The sequence below is a fragment of the Mesorhizobium sp. B2-4-1 genome, assembly GCF_006442185.1.
GTDB lineage: Bacteria > Pseudomonadota > Alphaproteobacteria > Rhizobiales > Rhizobiaceae > Mesorhizobium.
In genome coordinates, this window is sequence record NZ_VFVN01000011.1 from 140,956 (window position 1) to 159,159 (window position 18,204).

General features: G+C 65.9%; 17 protein-coding genes. 10 read left to right on the plus strand and 7 right to left on the minus strand.

The features are described 5' to 3' along the window. Positions 1-132 precede the first annotated feature (132 nt). Positions 133-369 carry a hypothetical protein gene (locus FJ949_RS24930; protein WP_140500063.1) on the minus strand — a complete coding sequence of 79 codons (237 nt, stop codon included), beginning with the start codon at positions 367-369 and terminating at the stop codon, positions 133-135. 141 nt (positions 370-510) lie between these two features. Here FJ949_RS24930 and dinB point away from each other — a divergent pair, with 141 nt between their 5' ends. Continuing rightward, a complete protein-coding gene (gene dinB / locus FJ949_RS24935; protein ID WP_140500065.1) occupies positions 511-1,752 on the plus strand; it encodes a DNA polymerase IV in 1,242 nt (413 codons plus the stop codon). 47 nt (positions 1,753-1,799) lie between these two features. On the opposite strand, the gene FJ949_RS24940 is transcribed toward dinB, so the two are convergent. Continuing rightward, on the minus strand, positions 1,800-2,333 hold the full coding sequence (locus FJ949_RS24940; protein ID WP_140500066.1) for a sterol desaturase family protein: 534 nt from the start codon (positions 2,331-2,333) through the stop codon (positions 1,800-1,802). Between the two features lie 280 nt (positions 2,334-2,613). After that, on the minus strand, positions 2,614-3,798 hold the full coding sequence (locus FJ949_RS24945) for a Gfo/Idh/MocA family oxidoreductase (protein ID WP_140500068.1): 1,185 nt from the start codon (positions 3,796-3,798) through the stop codon (positions 2,614-2,616). Between the two features lie 331 nt (positions 3,799-4,129). Between FJ949_RS24945 and FJ949_RS24950 the strand changes: the two genes are divergently transcribed. The 8 genes from FJ949_RS24950 (at position 4,130) to FJ949_RS24990 (ending at position 13,522) form a co-directional block, all read left to right on the plus strand. Next, positions 4,130-5,023 (plus strand): MurR/RpiR family transcriptional regulator, encoded by an 894-nt coding sequence (locus FJ949_RS24950; RefSeq protein WP_140500070.1) that lies wholly within the window; start codon positions 4,130-4,132, stop codon positions 5,021-5,023. Positions 5,024-5,093: 70 nt separating this feature from the next. Then, positions 5,094-5,876: an SDR family oxidoreductase gene (locus FJ949_RS24955; protein WP_140500072.1), complete on the plus strand. Its 783-nt coding sequence runs from the start codon at positions 5,094-5,096 to the stop codon at positions 5,874-5,876. Beyond that, positions 5,873-7,408, plus strand: a complete 1,536-nt coding sequence (locus FJ949_RS24960) for a mannitol dehydrogenase family protein (protein WP_140500074.1) — start codon at positions 5,873-5,875, stop codon at positions 7,406-7,408. Before FJ949_RS24955 ends, FJ949_RS24960 begins: the two co-directional genes overlap by 4 nt. Before the next feature lie 38 nt (positions 7,409-7,446). Then, positions 7,447-8,361 (plus strand): sugar phosphate isomerase/epimerase, encoded by a 915-nt coding sequence (locus FJ949_RS24965; protein WP_140500076.1) that lies wholly within the window; start codon positions 7,447-7,449, stop codon positions 8,359-8,361. 101 nt (positions 8,362-8,462) lie between these two features. Further along, positions 8,463-9,512, plus strand: a complete 1,050-nt coding sequence (locus tag FJ949_RS24970; protein WP_140500077.1) for an ABC transporter substrate-binding protein — start codon at positions 8,463-8,465, stop codon at positions 9,510-9,512. 275 nt (positions 9,513-9,787) lie between these two features. Next, positions 9,788-11,338, plus strand: a complete 1,551-nt coding sequence (locus FJ949_RS24975) for a sugar ABC transporter ATP-binding protein (RefSeq protein ID WP_140500079.1) — start codon at positions 9,788-9,790, stop codon at positions 11,336-11,338. Next, entirely contained in the window at positions 11,335-12,306 is a 972-nt protein-coding gene (locus tag FJ949_RS24980; protein WP_140500081.1) for an ABC transporter permease, read from the plus strand. Before FJ949_RS24975 ends, FJ949_RS24980 begins: the two co-directional genes overlap by 4 nt. Positions 12,307-12,535: 229 nt before the next feature. Next, on the plus strand, positions 12,536-13,522 hold the full coding sequence (locus FJ949_RS24990) for an ABC transporter permease (RefSeq protein ID WP_140500083.1): 987 nt from the start codon (positions 12,536-12,538) through the stop codon (positions 13,520-13,522). Positions 13,523-13,570: 48 nt separating this feature from the next. Here the strand turns inward: FJ949_RS24990 and FJ949_RS24995 are convergent, their stop codons facing one another. Continuing rightward, complete coding sequence (locus tag FJ949_RS24995; protein ID WP_140500175.1) at positions 13,571-14,011, minus strand: hypothetical protein; 441 nt, start codon at positions 14,009-14,011, stop codon at positions 13,571-13,573. Between the two features lie 296 nt (positions 14,012-14,307). Here FJ949_RS24995 and FJ949_RS25000 point away from each other — a divergent pair, with 296 nt between their 5' ends. Beyond that, positions 14,308-16,293, plus strand: coding sequence for an ABC transporter ATP-binding protein/permease (locus FJ949_RS25000; protein ID WP_140500084.1), 1,986 nt, complete (start codon positions 14,308-14,310; stop codon positions 16,291-16,293). A gap of 18 nt (positions 16,294-16,311) precedes the next feature. Here the strand turns inward: FJ949_RS25000 and FJ949_RS25005 are convergent, their stop codons facing one another. From FJ949_RS25005 to FJ949_RS25015, 3 genes are all read right to left on the minus strand, one after another. Beyond that, positions 16,312-16,854 (minus strand): invasion associated locus B family protein, encoded by a 543-nt coding sequence (locus tag FJ949_RS25005; RefSeq protein WP_224647519.1) that lies wholly within the window; start codon positions 16,852-16,854, stop codon positions 16,312-16,314. Between the two features lie 139 nt (positions 16,855-16,993). Further along, on the minus strand, positions 16,994-17,461 hold the full coding sequence (locus FJ949_RS25010; RefSeq protein WP_140500087.1) for a DUF4189 domain-containing protein: 468 nt from the start codon (positions 17,459-17,461) through the stop codon (positions 16,994-16,996). Between the two features lie 49 nt (positions 17,462-17,510). Beyond that, complete coding sequence (locus FJ949_RS25015) at positions 17,511-18,197, minus strand: hypothetical protein (RefSeq protein ID WP_140500089.1); 687 nt, start codon at positions 18,195-18,197, stop codon at positions 17,511-17,513. Positions 18,198-18,204: the final 7 nt, after the last annotated feature.

Consider the following 18,204-nt stretch of genomic DNA (forward strand, 5'->3'; position numbering starts at 1 on the left):
AGGCGGCCTCAGGGACAACGACCCGCACAGGCAACGCGCCTCAGAAAGCGCGTCACGGCCCTCTATTCGGAATAGCGCAAAAACAAGCGATTGGAGCGGTCGCGTGATGCATTGCAGCACGCCGGCGGCGAGCTATGGCGTGCGCAATATGTCGGCGCCCGCCTGCTCATCGAACAGCACGGCGCAGCCGCACTGCAGCGCGACTTCACTCAGCGCATTCGCGACCGTTTCGTCGGCCGAGACGAAATCGCCGGTCAGCACCCGCAATTCCTCCACGGCCTTGGCCATCGAAACCAGCCGCCCCGCGGCGCGGTCGGTCGAGCAGGCGTTGACGACGCAAACCAGATCGATCATTTCAAAGTTGCCCATGCCAGCCTCCGCACGCGGCGCCCTTCGGCCGTCAACGCGATTGTGAGCGACAATGTTCCGGCGGATCGCGACCTCGCTTGACAGCGAGCAATGTTTGTTCTCTTTATGTTCCATACTCTACAACGTCGCGAGGAACCGGGGATGGAGCCCACCATCCTGCATGCCGATCTCGACGCTTTCTACGCCTCGGTCGAGCAGCTTCTCGACCCGTCGCTGCGCGGCAAGCCGATCGCGGTCGGCGGCGGCGTCGTGCTCGCCGCCTCCTACGAAGCCCGCGCGTTCGGCGTGCGCGGGGGCATGCCGGGGCGCAAGGCGCGCGAGCTCTGCCCGCAGTTGATTTTCGTCGGCGGAAATTTCCGCGACTACCAGCGGCTCGGCGACGCCGCGATGAAGGTGCTCGACGATTTCACGCCGCTGGTCGAGCGCATCTCCATCGACGAGGCCTTCGCCGATGTCGCCGGTTGCACGCATCTGTTCGGCCAGCCGCGGGAGATCGCCTCGACCATTCGCCGCCGCGTGCGAAGCGAACTCGGCCTGCCGATCTCGATCGGCGTGGCGCGCACCAAGCACCTGGCCAAGATCGCCTCGCAGGTGGCCAAGCCCGATGGGCTGGTGGTGGTCGAGCCCGGCACGGAGATCGCCTTCCTGCATGACCTGCCGGTCTCCCTGATGTGGGGCGTCGGCCCGGCGACCAGCGCGCGGCTGGCCGAGATCGGCGTCCAGACAATCGGCGAACTGGCCAGGACGCACAGCGGCGCGCTGGCGCGGCTGCTCGGCCCTGCCGCCGGCGAAAAGCTTGCCGCCTTGTCGTGGAACCGCGATCCGCGCAAATTGGAAACACGTCGCCGCGCCCATTCGGCCGGTGCCCAGTCGGCGCTTGGCCGCAAGCCGGCACTGGAATGCGTCTACATCCCCGTCCTGCTGCATCTGGCCGACCGGGTCGCCAGCCGGCTGCGCGCCAAGGCGCGCCCCGGCCGCACGGTGACGGTGCGCGTGCGCTTCGCCGACCTCAGCGCCGTCACCCGCTCGATCACGCTCGACCAGCCGATCTCGGCGACGGTGATGCTGGCCGAGATCGCGACAGACCTGGTGCGGGGCGTGCTTGCCGATCATCCGCATGACAGGACGATTTCGCTGCTGGCGATCTCGGTCTCGCATCTGGAGGAAAGTGCCGAATTGCAGCTCGAACTGCCGCTCGGCCTCGCCGACGAAAAGCGCCGCCCCGGCACCAGGAAGGGCCTCGCACGCTTCGGCGCCGACCGCGCCATCGACAAGATCCGCGAGCGTTTCGGCAAACAGGCCGTCGGCTACGGCACCGTGGCGCTGGAGGCGGCCCGCTCGGTGCCCGACGAGTTCAGGGAATTGGCGCAGAAGGAATTGTAAGCGGGAATGGCTGTCTGCGCTTCCCGAATGGCGCACACCAGTTGGCTTCAGAGCCGCATCGTGCCGAAGACCCGATCCCAGAACAGCGACGTCACGCCGAAATTGACGTTTTCGTCGACATGATGATGCAGCGCGTGGCGGCGCTTCAGCGTGTAGAGATAGCTCGGATGAGTGGGATGCCAGTGATGGATCACATGGTGGATGCTGACGTACCATAGGTAGCCCAGCATCAGCCCGCAGCTCGCCGCGCTGGCGACCGCGAAATCCGAGACCATCCATACGGGAAAGAACGCGACAAGCGCATGCACGCCGAGGCTGAGCCAGGTCGGCGTGCCCACCGGACTGCGCTCCTCGACATGATGGCGGGCGTGCAGATCCCTGATCCAGGGAATGTGGTGAAGGACGAAGCGGTGCATGACGTATTCGATCAGCGTCCACAGACACAGGCACGCCAGCGCCGTCGCCAGCCAGCCTGGCGCGCTCTCTTCGCCGGCCTCGATAAGCCCGGCCACAGCCAGCAGGGCGATCGCCAGGGGGTAAACCACGAAGTCGCTGTAGTATCCAATGAGACCGAGTTCCATCGGAGCAAGCCTTCAACGCCGAAGAAGCGACAGATTGCCGAATGCGCGGGCGGGGAGCAACGCGGATGCGCCTGACATAGCGTCGCAATCACCTCGCGCAAGGTCGGCGGCAACGATTTGGAAGCCAGTCAACCGGCTGTTGCCTTCGAAACCAGCCTCGCAACGGGCTTGAAAAATGGCGGAACACAGCGCGGTCCCGAATGGACGGCCAACTCTTGATCGCCGTCAACCGCGCGGCACCGTCGGGCGTGGCCGCGATGTCACATTGGATGGCACACCCTCACCCGAACCTTGCCGCCGTCCACGCCCCGTCAGCCGCGTTCGACTCCACCGCCGCGGCGACGAACTTCACGCCGCGCGCGCCGTCGACCACATCGGGCACCTGCGCCGCCCGGGCCGCATCGACGGCGGCGCCCGAACGATGCGCGCGGATGATGTCGGCGGCGTCGCGGTAGAAATTGGCGAAGGCCTCGATATAGCCTTCGGGATGAGCGGCCGGCATGCGCGACACGCGCCGGCTTTCCTGCGTCGAGCCATGGCCGCCGCGCACGAGCGTGCGGCTTTCCTCGCCATATCTGGAGAAGCGCAGTTCCTCGGGCCGCGTGCCCGACCATTCAAGCCCCGCCTTGTCGCCATAGATGCGCACGGAGAGATCATTATAGTGGCCGGGCGACGTCTGGCTGGCCAGGATCGTGCCGCGTGCCCCGCCCGCCCAGCGCACCAGCACATGCGCGTTGTCATCGAGCCGCCGTCCCGGCACGGCGGTGAACAGGTCGGCCGACACCGTCTCGGCCTCGCGGCCGCTGATGAAACTCGCCAGGTTGAAGGCATGCACGCCGATATCGGCCAGCACCGCCGACTGGCCCGCGCGCGCCGGGTCGGTGCGCCATTCCGCCTGTTTCTGGCCGTCGGCATCGATCGGCCTGGTCAGCCAGTCCTGGATATAGGCGCCGTGCACGGAGACGATGCGGCCGAGTTCGCCCGCCGCCACCATCTCGCGCGCCTGGCGCACCATGGCGTAGCCGGTGTTGTTGAGGGTGACGACGAAGCGGCGATTTTTCTCCCGCGTCAGCGCCACCAGGGCTTGCGCCTCGCCCAGCGTCGTCGACAGCGGCTTGTCGCAGATCACATCGATGCCGGCTTCCAGAAAGGCTGTCGCGACCGGCGCGTGCAGATGGTTGGGCGTGACGATAACGACCGCCTCGATGCCGTCCGGGCGCGCCGCCTCCGCCTTGGCCATCATGCGGTAATCGGCATAGCTGCGCTCCGGCGCGATGCCGATCTCGGCGGCCGAGGCGGCGGCATTCCCGGGGTCGGACGACAGCGCGCCGGCCACCAGCGCGATCTGGTCGTCGAGCCGCATGGCGAGGCGATGCACCGCGCCGATGAAGGCGCCCTGCCCGCCTCCCACCATGCCGACGCGCAAACGCTTGCCCGCCGATCCGTCCGATGTCGCATAGACCATGTTTGTCTCCTCCGATTTAAGGATGTTAAGCCAGCACCCACCGTCGAGTTCTGTAGCGCCCCCCTCTGTCCTGCCGGACATCTCCCCCACAGGTGGGGAGATTGGCAGCGTCGACCGCGACGCCTTTCATGCAACGCTGGCAATTTGGCGAAAGCCGGCGTGACATCCGATCTCCCCCCTTGTGGGGGAGATGTCCGGCAGGACAGAGGGGGGCGCCATAGGGTGCTATGTTGAATGCATCGAACTTCTTCGCTGCAGAACAGCTACCACCCTCGAACAGGATTTCCAATTTTCATATTGTAAAACGATCGTATCGCGCTAGCCTGAAATCATGAGCGGGGCGCGCAAATCATCCGGACGGTCCAGCGCCGACGAGGCGACGACCCGCAAGCGCGGGCGCTCGCTGGCGGCGCTCGGCTATATCAAGCCGCAGACTTACGAGGAGCTGCGCGCGGTGCTGTCGTCGGGCACGGTCCATTTTCCCAAGCGGCTGCGCCAGGTCGCGATCTTCCTGTGGCAGCATCCGAGCGACGTCGCGCTCGGCACCATCGCACAGGTCGCCGCGCAGGCAGGGGTGCAGCCTTCGACGCTGGTGCGCTTCGCCCAGATCTTCGGCTATGCCGGCTTTTCCGATTTCCAGGGCCTGTTCAAGGACCATGTCAAGGCGTCCTGGCCGGAAGGGCGCGGCCAGGAACGCACGCCGCGCGTATCCAATGCCGACCTGCATTTCCTGCGCGGCATGGTCGGCGCCTCGCAGGCCTCGCTCGGCCGCATCGAAACCGGCTTCGATATCGAGAGCTTCGAGAAAATGGTGGCGTTGCTTTCGGCCGCCGAGCTGATCTACGTCATCGGCTCCAAGCGCGCCTTTCCCGTCACCAGCTATCTCTCGCTGACCTTGTCGCAGCAAGGCGTGCGCAATGTGCTGGTCGACAATGTCGGCTCCACCGCGCTCGACCAGGTCGGCTGCATCGGCAGACGCGACGCGGTGCTGGCGGTCTCCTTCAGTCCCTACAATTCGATCACGCCCGACCTCGTCGCGGTCGCCCACGAGCGGCGCGCGCGGATCGTCACCATCACCGACAGCACTTTTTCTCCGCTGGTCAAGTTCTCGGACACCTGGCTGGAAGTTGTGGAACAGGACTTCGCAGGCTTCCGCTCGCTGGCGGCGTCGCTCGCCGTCGGCATGGCTTTGGTCCATGGTGTCGTGGCCCAACGGGCAGAATGATTGCGCGGTTGACTAACGGGAACTGACATTCCATATCTTCAGAAATAGAAACTTTGTTCCGGGAGGAGGAATGGAGCTTCAGCTCGACGGCAAGATGGTGCTGGTCACCGGCGCGACGCAAGGCATCGGCCGGGCAGTCGCCGAAACCTTGGCGCGTGCCGGCGCCGGCGGCCTGCTGGTCACCGGCCGCGACGGGACGCGCGGCGAGGCCGTTGCTGCGGAGCTCTCGCAAGCGGGCACGCCGGCACACTTCATCGCCGCCGAGCTTTCCGACCCGGCAGCCCCTGCCCTCCTGGCGCAAGCCTGCATCGACCGCTTCGGCCGTATCGACGGTCTCGTCAATGCCGCCGGCCTGACCGACCGGGCCTCCTTCCTCGATGCGACCCCCGACGACTGGGCCTCGCTGTTCGCCGTCAATGCCCGCGCCCCTTTCTTCCTCATGCAGGCGGCGATTGCCGACATGCGGAAGCGGGGCCAGGGCGGCGCGATCGTCAACATCCTGTCGATCAATGCCCATTGCGGTTCGCCCGAGCTCGCCGTCTATTCCGCCACCAAGGGCGCGCTGGCGACGCTGACCAGGAACGCCGCCAACGCCCACCGCTTCGACCGCATCCGCGTCAACGGCATCAATGTCGGCTGGACCGATACGCCCGCCGAGCGCGTCATGCAGGCCGAGACGCTCGGCCACGGCGCCGGCTGGCTCGATGCCGCCAACGCCGCGCAGCCCTTCGGCCGGCTGTTCTCGGCGGAGGACGTGGCCAGGCTCGCCGTCTTCCTTCTCTCCGACGCCGCGGGACCGATGACCGGCTCGCTGATCGACCAGGAACAGTGGGTGATCGGAGCCAACCGGTGAGCAGAGCCGCGCACGAGACGCTCGGTCCGGCCTTGCTCGGCCGCCTGACGGCGACGGTGCAAAGGCCCGGCTATGACCGTGCCTTGCTCCAGGCAGGCATGGCGCATCTCGGCGTCGGCGCCTTCCACCGCTGCCACCAGGCCGAATACACCGACGACCTCCTGGCGCGGAGCTTCGGCCGCTGGGGCGTGGTCGGCATCAACATCCGTCCGCCGGCGCTCGCCGATACGCTCGGCCCTCAGGACGGGCTCTACACCAGGCTCATCCGCCAGGATTCCCATGTCGAGGCCCGCGTCATCGGCAGCATCGTGCGCGTTGTCGACAGCCAGGCGAGCGCTATGCCCGCGCTCGAAGTGCTCTCCTCCCCGGACATCGAATTCGTGACGCTGACCGTTACCGAAAAGGGCTATTGTCATATTCCGGCCAGCGGCGCGCTCGACCTCGACCATCCCGACATCGTCCACGATCTCGCAAACCCGCTGACGCCGCGCAGCGTGCCCGGCATTCTGGCGCGGGCGCTGGAGCAACGCATGGCCACGCACGGCCGGCCGCTGACGCTGCTCTCCTGCGACAACATCCCGGCGAACGGCACCATCCTGGAAAATGTCGTGCGGACTTTTGCCGAACGGCGCGGCAACGGCCTTGCCGGCTGGATCGCGGCCAATGCCGCCTTCCCCAGCGCCATGGTCGACCGCATCGTGCCGGCGAGCACGCAGGCCGATCTCGACGGTGTGGAGCAGCTTTTCGGCTACCGCGATGGAGCCGTCGTTGTCGGCGAGCCGTTCCGGCAATGGGTGATCGAGCAGAAATTCGCCGGCCGCGTGCCGCGCTGGGACCTGGTGGGGGCAACCTTCGTCGACGACGTCACGCCGTTCGAGCATCTCAAGATGCGTGTGCTGAACGGCGCTCAGACGACGCTCAGCTATCTCGGCGTGCTGGCCGGCCTTGAACACACTTTCGATGCGATGGCGGACCCGCTGCTGTCGGCCTTCGTGCGCCGCATGCTCGTCGAGGAGACGCTGCCAACGTTGAAGCCGGTGCCCGGCATGGACCCATCAGCCTATGTCGAGCAGAGCCTTGGCCGTCTGCAGAATACCGCGATCCGCCACCGCAACCACCAGATCGCCACCGACGGCTCGCAAAAGATCGTGCAGCGCTTGCTCAACCCGATCCGCGATCGGCTGGGCGAGGAAAAAAGCATTGCGCTGCTGTCGGTATCCGTCGCCGGCTGGATGGCCTATCTGATCCAGGCTTCATCCCGGTTCGGCCGGCGCTGGCCGGTGTCGGACCCCTATGCCGGCAAGATCGCTGGCATAGCGGAGGCAAGCGGACGCGACGTCCCGGTACTGGCTGCGGGCATCCTGGCGATTGACGCCATCTTCGATCCCGCCCTCGCCGCCAACGACATGTTCCGCAAGGCCGTCACATCGGCGCTCGACGGGCTGTTGTCGGACGATCCGATGGCAACCGTCAGGCATGCATGCGCGCAACCGGCAGATGAGCGGTTGAAGCAACCGGCACGATCTGCATAGTAGGAATCGGTCGTGAATTCACGACCGGGGGAGGCATTATGAGGCTTGGACTGCTCACCGCACCGTTCGCGGAGACGCCGCTCGACGCGGTCGCCGACTGGGCAAGCTCGGCCGGCTTCGAGGCGCTGGAAATCGCCTGCTGGCCGAAAGCCTCCGGCGCCAGCCGCCGCTATGCCGGCACCAGCCACATCGACGCCGCCGCGACCTCGCCGGCGCAGGCCAAGGACATCGCGGCAAACCTTGCCGGCAAGGGGCTGACCATTTCCGGTCTCGGCTACTATCCCAACCCGCTGCATCCCGATGCCGCCCACCGCAAGACGGTGATCGACCATCTGAAGCGGGTGATCGTGCTGGCCGCGAATATGGGCGTGCCCCTGGTCAACACCTTCTGCGGCGGCGATGCCTCGAAGACCGTCGACGTCAACTGGCAGCACGCGCTCGAGGTCTGGCCCGACATCGTCGCCCATGCCCGCGACCACGGCGTCAAGCTCGCCTTCGAGAACTGCCCGATGATCTTCAGCTATGACGAATGGCCGGGCGGCCACAACATCGCCTATTCGCCGCTGGTCTGGCGCCGCATCCTCGAAACCTGGGGTGGCGATGTCGGCATGAATTTCGATCCTTCGCACCTGGTCTGGCAGATGATCGACCAGGCCCGCTTCATCAGGGAATTCGGCCCCTACATGCTGCATGTCCACGCCAAGGACCTGATGATTGATCATGATGGTTTGTACGAGCGCGGAATCCTTTCGTCTGGCATAGGCTGGCAGGTGCCGCGCATGCCGGGGCTGGGCGATGTCGGCTGGAACGGCTTCTTCTCCGGCCTCTACCGTGCCGGCTATGACGGCCCGATCATCATCGAGCACGAGGACCGGTGGTTCGAGGGCAGCGACGATAAGGTCAAGCGCGGTTTCCTGCTTGCCCGCGACGTGCTGCGTCCCTTCGTCAAATGAAGGCGCAAAAACAACATCGAGGCGCCGCCTGAATCTCTTTCTGCGCGGCCCGGTGTAACGACTTGGAATTGAAATGAAAATCAAAGTGGAGGAAATCTGAAATGAAGAAATACCTGACCATGGTGCCGCTGCCCATTGTTCCGCTCCTCGCCGGTGCTGCCTTGCTGGCCTCGATGGGCGCCTCGTCCGCCGAGGGCAAATACACGATCGGCATCTCCAACACCGTGCAGGGCAATGGCTGGCGCGAGGAGATGGTCTGCGCCATGAAGGCGCAGGCGCTGGCCTCCGGCGAAGTGACCAAGCTCAACATCGCCCACCGCAACACTGACGCCGCCGGGCAGCTCGAGGACATCCGCAACCTTATCAGCGCCAAGGTCGACGCCATCGTTGTCAATCCGGCTGATCCCGCCGGCATCAAGGCCGGGCTGGAGGAAGCCACCAAGGCCGGCATCGTTGTCGTCGCCGTCGACCAGGCGGTCACCGAGCCCTCGGCCTACATCATCTCCAACAACCAGGAACAATATGCCTATCTCGGCGCCAAATGGCTGTTCCAGCAGATGGGCGGCAAGGGTGAGGTGTTTTACATGCGCGGCGCCGCCGGCGCCTCGGCCGACAGCGACCGCGACAAGGGCTTTAAGAAGGCGCTGGCCGAATTCCCCAACGTGAAGGTCGCACAGGAAGTGTTCACCGGCTGGCAGCAGGACCAGGCCAAGCAGCAGATGCTGTCCTTCCTCGCCACCGGCACGCCGTTCAACGGCGTGTGGACCTCGGGCATCGACAACGTCATCGTCGACGCGCTGGTGGAATCGCAGGCGCCGATGGTGCCTGTGGTCGGCGCCGACAATGCCGGTTTCGTCGGCCAGCTGAATTCGGTCAAGGACCTGGTCGGGGCAGCCGTGACCAATCCCGGCTCGATCGGCGGCGCCGGCGTAACGCTCGCGCTCCAGATCCTCGACGGCAAGAAGCCGGCGCAGCAGACCGTTCTGGTCGAGCCGCAGCTCTGGGAAAACGCCACCGAGGAAGGCAAGGCCAAGCTGAAAGCCGCCGCCGATCCGTCGCTCAGCCCGGAATGGCCGGTCTCGATCTCGATCCCGGACTGGACGACCTACACCAAGGACCAGATCGTCGCGTGCAAGGGGCCGGGGGAGTAAGGGCTATTTTGATTGGCTAGCGAGGATGGCGTTTGCCGTCCTCGCCAACCAAAGGTTTGATAGGTTAGCGCTCTACGGCGCCCCCCTCTGCCCTGCCGGACATCTCCCCCATTTGGGGGGAGATTGGCAGTTTCGGCGCCGGCTCTCGTCTTGCCACGTTGAAAATTGGCGAAAGCCGAAGTTACGGCCAATCCCCCCTTGTGGGGAGATGTCCGGCAGGACAGAGGGGGGCGCCGTAGAGCGCCAGCAATTGAGTTTCTGATACGGACAGCAATTTGACCACCAGTCCCCTCCTCGACGCCTCCGGCGTCGCCAAGAATTACGGTGCGGTTGCCGCGCTGCGCGACGCGTCGCTGTCCGTGCTGCCGGGTGAGGTGCATGCCCTGATGGGCGCCAATGGCGCCGGCAAGTCGACGCTGGTGAAGATCCTGACCGGCGCGGTTCCTGCCTCGGCCGGGCGCGTGCTGATCCGTGGCGAGGCGCGTGACATACGCTCGCCCGCCGCCGCGCGCCGCGCTGGCCTTCTGCCCGTCTACCAGGAACCGTCGCTGATCCCCGATCTCGACATACTGTCCAATCTGCGGCTGACCGGCACGCCCGTCGAGCCGTTCCGTGCCTGGGTGCACGAACTTGGTATTCCCGACCTCGACCTGCGCGACACCGCGCGCGACATTCCGCTGGCGGTGCTGCGCGTGCTCGATCTGGCGCGGGCGCTCGCCGTCGAGCCCGACGTGCTGCTGCTCGACGAGATGACCGCGGCGCTCCCCGCCAACCTCGCTGAAAAGGTGCTGGAAGTCGTGCGTCGCCAGGGCGACAGCGGCCGCGCCGTGATCTTCATCTCGCACCGCTTCGTCGAGATTTCGGCGCTCTGCGACCGCGCCACCGTGCTGCGCGACGGCGCGACCGTCGGCGTTCTCGACATCGAGCCCGGCGTGGAGGAAAAGATCGTCGAGCTGATGCTCGGCGCCCGCATCGAGAAGACCAAGATGGCAGCCCGCGCCGCCGGCCAGGCCGCCACGTCGGCCCCTGTCCGCCCGCGTCTCGCCGTGCGCAATCTGCGTGTCGGCACCAAGCTCAACGACGTCTCCTTCGATCTCGCCGACGGCGAGGTCGCCGGCGTCGTCGCGCTCGAAGGCCAGGGTCAGGATGAATTGTTCGCCGCCCTTGCCGGCTCGATCAAACCGTCCGGCGGCACGATCGAGATCGACGCCCAGCCGGCGAAATTCACCCATCCGATCGACGCCATCCGCGCCGGCATCGCCTATGTGCCGGGCGACCGCTCCGAGGCCCTCGCCATGCAGCGCTCAGTGCGCGAGAACATCGCGCTGCCCTTCAGCGCCGCCTTGCGCAACTGGGGGCCGATCGCCATGCGCAAGGAGCGCGCCACGGTGGCGAGCGCCATCGCGCGCCTCCAGATCGACACCCGCGCGCAAGGCGAGGTGCAGCGCCTGTCCGGCGGCAACCAGCAGAAGGTGACCATCGCCCGCTGGATAGCGGCGGATGCCCGCACCATCCTGTGCTTCGACCCGACGCGCGGCATCGATGTCGGCACCAAGCAGGAGATCTATAAATTGCTGCGCGAGCTCGCCGGCCACGGCAAGTCGGTGCTGTTCTACACCTCGGAACTCGAAGAGGTGCAGCGCGTCTGCGATCGCGTCATCGTCATCTTCGGCGGCCGCGTCGTCGATATCTTCCCGGTCGAGGAGGCGGACGAGCCGGCACTGATGCGCGCCGCCTACGGCCTGCCGCGCGGCGCCAAGGCCGATGTCGGCATTTTGGCGGACCCCACAGCAAATACCCCGGATGCACCGGAGGCGACGCCATGAGCCATCTCCTGCGCCGCCAGGGCTGGGTCGCCGGCCTGTTCGCCCTCCTCGTCGTGCTGTTCGTCGTCACCAAGCTGATCCAGCCCGGCTATGGCAGCGGCGATTTCGGCTCGCTCGCGCGGGCCGTCTTGCCCTACGCCTTTGCCGTGGCCGCGCAGACCGTCGTCGTCATCGCCGGCGGCATCGACCTGTCGGTCGCCGCCATGATGGCGCTGACCAGCGTCACCGCCGCCTCGATGATGGCCAGCGCCTCGGAAGAATACGCGCTGTTCGTGGTGCCTTTCGTACTGGCCATGGGTTTTGTGCTCGGCGCGCTCAACGGCCTGCTCATTGTCGTCACCCGCGTCCCCGACATCGTGGTGACGCTCGCCATGCTGTTCGTGCTGCAAGGGGCAGCGCTTCTTGTGCTCGGCGCGCCGGGCGGCGGCGCCGCCGAATGGCTGAAGGCGATGATTTCAGGCACGGTCCCGATACCCGGCCTGCCGCAGAACATCGACGCCTGGCTGCCGAAGGCTCTGCTGGTGCTGATCATCTGCCTCTGCATCGTCTGGATACCGCTGAGGCGCTCGCGCCTCGGCCTGTCCATCTACGCCATCGGCTCGAGCGAGCTGGCGGCGTTCCGCAGCGGCGTGCCGGTCAAGCGCACCCGCATCATCGCCTATGCGTTGTCGGGCCTGTTCGCGGCCATGGGCGGCCTGGCGCTGACCATGAGCACCGGCATCGGCGCTCCTATTCCCGGCCCCTATCTGCTCGCCAGCGTCGCGGCCGTGGTGCTGGGCGGCGTGGCGCTGGGCGGCGGCAAGGGCGGCCTGCTCGGCCCCATCGTCGCCGTCTTCGTGCTGCGCCTGGTGCGCACCGATCTCACCCTGCTTGCCATCGACCCCAACGTCACCGCCATCATCGAGGGCCTGATCATGGTCGCCGTGGTGATGTTCGGGGCTTTCATTACGATGCGGGGGCGGCAATGATGAGTGGGCGTGAAATGTGGCGCAGCGCTCTACGAGGCCCCCCTCTGTCCTGCCGGACATCTCCCCCTCAAGGGGGGAGATTGGCAGCTTCGGCGTCTCGCTCATTCTTGCAACGCCGACAATTTGCGAAAGCCGTCACCCCGTCCGATCTCCCCCCTGGAGGGGGAGATGTCCGGCAGGACAGAGGGGGGCGCCGTAGGGCGCTACATTTGCAGACAAGAGCCACCCCATGAGCACGTCAGCGATCACGCCCCAACCCGTCCCCTTCGGCCGCCGTGTCAAACGCTTCATGGCCGACCGGCCGCTGATTCCGCTGGTCATCCTGCTGGTCATCCTGGTTGTGATTTTGCAGATCCTGCGCCCCGGCATCGTCAACGAGCGCTGGATCGCCAACACCATCAAATTCGCCATTCCCTTGGCGATCCTTGCCGGCTGCCAGACCATGACCATGCTGACCGGCGGCATCGATCTCTCTGTCGGCACGGTGGCGACGATGAGCGCCTTCATCATGGCTACGCAAGCCGTCAACCAGGAGCCAGCCGTGGCCTTCCTCCTGGCGATGATGCCGGCGGTGCTGATCGGCCTCGTCAACGGCATCGGCGTCGGCGTCTTCCGCGTCCATCCGCTGATCATGACGCTGGGCACCAGCCTGATCGGCACCGGCTTCCTGCAGGTCTATCAACGCACGGTGATCGCCTCGGGCGCCAAGATCCCCGATTTCCTCGCCTGGCTCGGCACCGGCGTGACCGCAGGGTTTCCCAACGCGCTGCTTCTGTTCGTCCCCGTCGCGGTGCTGATCGTCTTCGGCCTCAACCGCACCGGTTTCGGCCGCCTGCTCTACGCCGTCGGCGACAATGAGCGCGCGACCCGCCTTTCCGGCGTGCGCTACTGGCAGGTCATCACCGCGCTCTACGTCCTCTCCAGCCTGCTCGCCGGCATCACCGGCTTGCTCTATATCGGCTTGATCAAGGCCCCTTCCCTGTCCCTCGCCGAACCGCTGGTGCTGCCCTCCGTGGCCGCCGCCGTCATCGGCGGCACCTCCATCTTCGGCGGCCGCGGCGGCTATACCGGCACCATCATCGGTGCCTTGATCCTGACCGTGCTGACGACGCTGCTGACGATTTTGCAGATGCCGGAGGGGGCAAGAAGGATCCTGTTCGGCCTGATCGTGCTGTTCGTGACGGCGGCCTATCTGCGGATCGTGGAGGAGCGGTAGGGAGGGGCCGCCGGCTCATCCCTCGAAACACCGACGCAGTGACCGCCCTCACTTCACCGTGATGCTCATGCCGCTGAGATCGGCGTTGACTTGCAGCCCTACCTGCCTGCCCGTGAGCTCGAGCTGGGCGCCCTTGTCGTTGGTCATGACGATCACCTGGGCGCCCTTGCCGAGCGCGCCGCCGCCGCCCGCCGCGCCGTACACACCCGTCACGTCCCGGGCGCGCTTGATATGGCGCACGGTGCCCCGGAAATAGGTCTTGGAGGCACCGAAGGCGAGGCCGCCCGAAATGCCGCCGACCGAGATCGGATACCGGCGGCCATGGAAGGTCAGCGTGCCCTCGCCTCCGGCGCCGCCGATGAAGAAGGCCGCCTTGTAGATGGAGAAGCGGATCGTTCCGGTGTCGGCGTGCGCGACACTGGCAAAGCCAACGCCCGCGGCAGTGATCACGGCGATGGCGACTGAACGAAATCTGGACGAAATCTTCATGACAAGGGGCTCCTGAAGGTCGCTGCTCACCCGACCGGGCCGGGACGTCGGCGTCGCATCGAAGTTCATGGCTAAACAGTCTCGCCCATCATTGGTTCCAAGCACACGGTCTCGTTCCGGCTGCGAGGAGACCGTCGCTAAACGGGCCCGCCGGCTGGCGAATTGTCCAGCGGCGGCTGGCGGCATCGCGGGTCGAGCAGGGGAGCACGGGGAGACCCATGGCGCCGTCTGGAGCGGGCATGGTGAAACTTTTTGATTTTTAGGCCGTTGTCGCCGTTACATCCGAGGCTGAACTCATGCCGAAAACGGTCGACGGCGCCAGGCGGCGCAAGGCAGAGAAGTCGCACCAGGAGAAGGCCTCGACAGTCGAAGTTGCGTCCGAGGTCGTGGGCGAGGCTGCGCCGCCGCCCGGGGCCATCGAACCCGGTCCGGAGCTGACGCCGCGGGAGGCCGAGCAGGCGCGCAAGCGATACCTGCTGAGGCGCTTCTGGATCAGCGCGCGCGGCTACTGGAGCACGCGCGGCGACAAGCTGGCCTGGCCGTTCACGATCGGGCTGTTGATGCTGATATGCATCAATGTCGGCTTCCAGTATGGGATCAACATCTGGAACCGCTCGATCTTCGACGCCATCGAGCAACGCGATGCCCACACCGTCTATGTGCTCAGCGCCGTGTTCCCGCCGCTGGTGGTTGGAAGCGCAAGCCTTGTCGTCGCGCAAGTCTACCTTCGCATGACGATCCAGCGCCGCTGGCGTTCCTGGTCGACCACTGCCATCATCGCGCGCTGGCTCGCAAGCGGCCGCTACTATCAGCTGAACCTCGTGGGCGGCGACCACACGAACCCCGAGGCACGCATCGCGGAGGATTTGCGGATCGCCACGGAATCGCCCGTCGATTTCATCTCCGGCGTGATCAACGCGTTTTTGTCGGCCTCCACTTTCATCGTGGTGCTGTGGACGATCGGCGGGGCGCTGACTTTGCCGATCGGAAGCTGGAGCGTCACCATTCCCGGCTTCCTGGTCGTGACCGCGGTGATCTACGCCGCCATCACCTCCACTTCGATGGTGGTCATCGGCCGCCATTTCGTGCGGCTCTCCGAGCAGAAGAACCAAGCGGAAGCCGATTTCCGCTACACGCTGACGCGCGTGCGCGAAAACGGCGAGAGCATCGCCTTGCTCGGCGGCGAGGAGGAGGAGCGCAGCGGCATCGACAAGACGTTCGGCACGGTGCTCCGGCAATGGGCGCTGCTGACAGGCCAGCACATGCGCACGGCGCTGGTGTCGCAGGGGTCGAGCCTGTTTGCACCGGTCGTGCCGATCTTGCTTTGCGCGCCAAAATTTCTCGAAGGCAGCATGACACTTGGACAGATCATGCAGGCTGCCTCAGCCTTCGCCATCGTGCAGGCCGCGTTCGGATGGCTGGTCGACAACTATCCCCGCCTCGCCGACTGGAACGCCTCGGCACGGCGTATTGCCTCGCTGATGATGTCGCTTGACGGGCTGGAGCGCGCCGAACGCAGCGACGCGCTGGGCCGCATCAGGCACGGCGAAACCGAAGACGGTGCGATGCTCAGCCTGGACAATCTCTCGGTGTCGCTCGACGACGGCACCGGCGTGGTCAAGGAAACCGAGGTCGAGATCGAGCCTGGCGAGCGGGTGCTGGTGGCCGGCGAATCCGGTTCGGGCAAGAGCACGCTGGTGCGGGCCGTCGCAGGCCTTTGGCCGTGGGGTGGCGGCAGCGTCGACTTCCACCCCGGCAGGCGGCTGTTCATGTTGCCGCAACGTCCCTACATCCCCTCCGGAACGCTGCGCCGCGCGGTCGCCTATCCGGCCGCCGCCGACAACTGGACGCTGGAGAAGATCAACGCCGCCCTCGACAAGGTGGGGCTCGATTATCTCAAGGACCGGATCGAGGAAGACGCGCCCTGGGACCAGACCCTGTCGGGTGGCGAAAAGCAGCGGCTCGCCTTCGCGCGCCTCCTGCTGCATCATCCCGATATCGTCGTTCTGGACGAAGCGACGTCTGCGCTCGATGAGAAGAGCCAGGACAAGATGATGGAGACGGTCATCCATGAATTACCGAAGGTGACCATCATAAGCGTCGCGCATCGCGCCGAGCTGGAAGCCTTCCACAGCCGCAAGATCACATTGGAGCGGCGCGAGGGCGGCGCAAAGCTTGTCAGCGATATCAATCTTGTCCCGCGCAAGGGCGGACGGAACCTGCTCAGGCGCGCCTTGTGGGGCTCCGGCGCTGCGGCCCAAAGGCCGCGCGAGCTGGACTAAAGCCGACTTCGCCCCTCCTCAGCGCCCGCTCAGCGCCGCGACGCGGTCGAGGGCGGCGGCGAGGCCTTTCAGGGAGACGGGGAAGTTGAGCTTGGTCTCGGCGTCGGTGATGACGTTGAGCGTCAATACGCCGCCCGCCTTCAGCTTCTGCGCCAGCGCCCGATCGATCGGAAACTGCGCCACGCATCCGTTCGGCAGGCAGGTGCGGAACCGCAACTGGCCGAGGGGCGGCTGGTCGTCGATCTGGATCGTCACGCCTGGGTCGAACAGGATACCGAACGGCAGAAGCAGGGTTCCGGTCAATCCACCCTTCGGCCCCGCCCGCAACTCCACCGCCAGCAGCCTCTGGCCGTTCTTCTGCGTCTGGTCCTGCGAAACCGAGCAGGCGCGTGCATTGTCCTGGATGGTGCAGGCCAGGCTCCAGTCCTGATAGGTCTCCTGGAGCGACGACGCGCCGTTTGGAAGCGTGGCCGCCTGCTGTTGTTGCGCACAGGCACTCGATGTAGCCAGGGCCACCGCGCAGATTGCGGCCGCCTTCAGAAGAACAAATCTGTCAAACAACGATGGCGACTTTCTCTTTCGGGGTTCACGCGCATGGCCCCAAAAACCGGATGGGATTTTCGGGGCCGCGGGCATGGTCATCTGCCTCACGCAGCGTGCAAAAGCAATTCCAAAGCGCGCCGTGTGAGCGCGGCGCGCTTCAGGTACAGACCCACTCGCGGACCTTGCATTCGGTTCCCGCCGCCTCGCAGGCATGCAGAGCGAGATCTTCCGCGTCTTTGCGGGTCTCGGCGGAGTTCGCGCCCCACGGCGTCAGCCGGTCGCTCTGCTTCTCCTTAGCCACAGCTAGGGCACCGCAGCGCTTGTAGGGAAAGCCCGTCTCGTCGTCGTCTGTCCAATGGCGATGATTGCGGAACACCGTGACAACAGTGCAGCCCTTGCCGCCGGCGTTCTCGCAATATTTCATCGCGGCGTCCTTCGCCTCCTGGCGCTTGTCGGCGCCCCAGAAGAAGCCGTGCTTGGTATCGATGCTGGAATAGGCGATCGCCCCCCAGATGCCCTTTTCCTCCTTCGGCTCCGGCTCCGGCGGCGCCACAAGGTCGGCCGAGACAACCTGCCCGCTCCACAGCAGGGCCATGCACAAAACTGCCAGACGTCGCGATATCATGGTCTGCAATCCTTTCCAGGAGCCCTCGCCCATTCGCCTATCCCGTGTCTCACTTCGACGCCGACGCGATGGAAATCACCACGCAGCTATTGCCGGTCGGCAGCAGAAGCGCTTCACCCGAATTGCCGCCCAGCTCGTACACTTCGACCTGGCCGAGATGGTCGGTGATCTTGCTGCCTTGCGGAAGAACGGACGGGATCTCCGAACACGGGCTGGCGAACGGCGCCACCCGCACCATCGCGCCTTCGCAGCCGGAAGTGGTGGGCGATGCGAAAACCACGCCGGCGGCTGGTCCGCTGTATTTTTCCGTCGCATACTCCATGCCGACGAGGGCCTGCACGGCGTGCTTGTCGGCGGCCTGGTCGTTCCACAAGGATTTGACGCTGTATTTAGAACCCGTCGTCAGCACCTGTCCGAGCACAGGAAAGATCGTCGAGCAGGCCTGCACCCCGGCCTGTTTGACATGTTCGAGGAAGGGCGAGTCCGGCAATGCGGGCGGCGCGATCCCGGCCTGTGCGGCCGTCGGGGTGCCGACGAGACCGGCGATCGCGGCATAGTTGGCGGCAGCGAAGCCGATGCCGATCATGGCCAGCCCCAGCAGCGAGAAGGCTAGGACGCGCGGCCACCGCCGCTGCGGCTCGGCGCCCCTCTTGCGATCGGGCTCGACGATCCTCTTGCGGTCCGGCTCCACGCTCGGGCCGCGCGCTGGGGAGATGAACGGGTCTTGCTGGCTCACGGTGCTG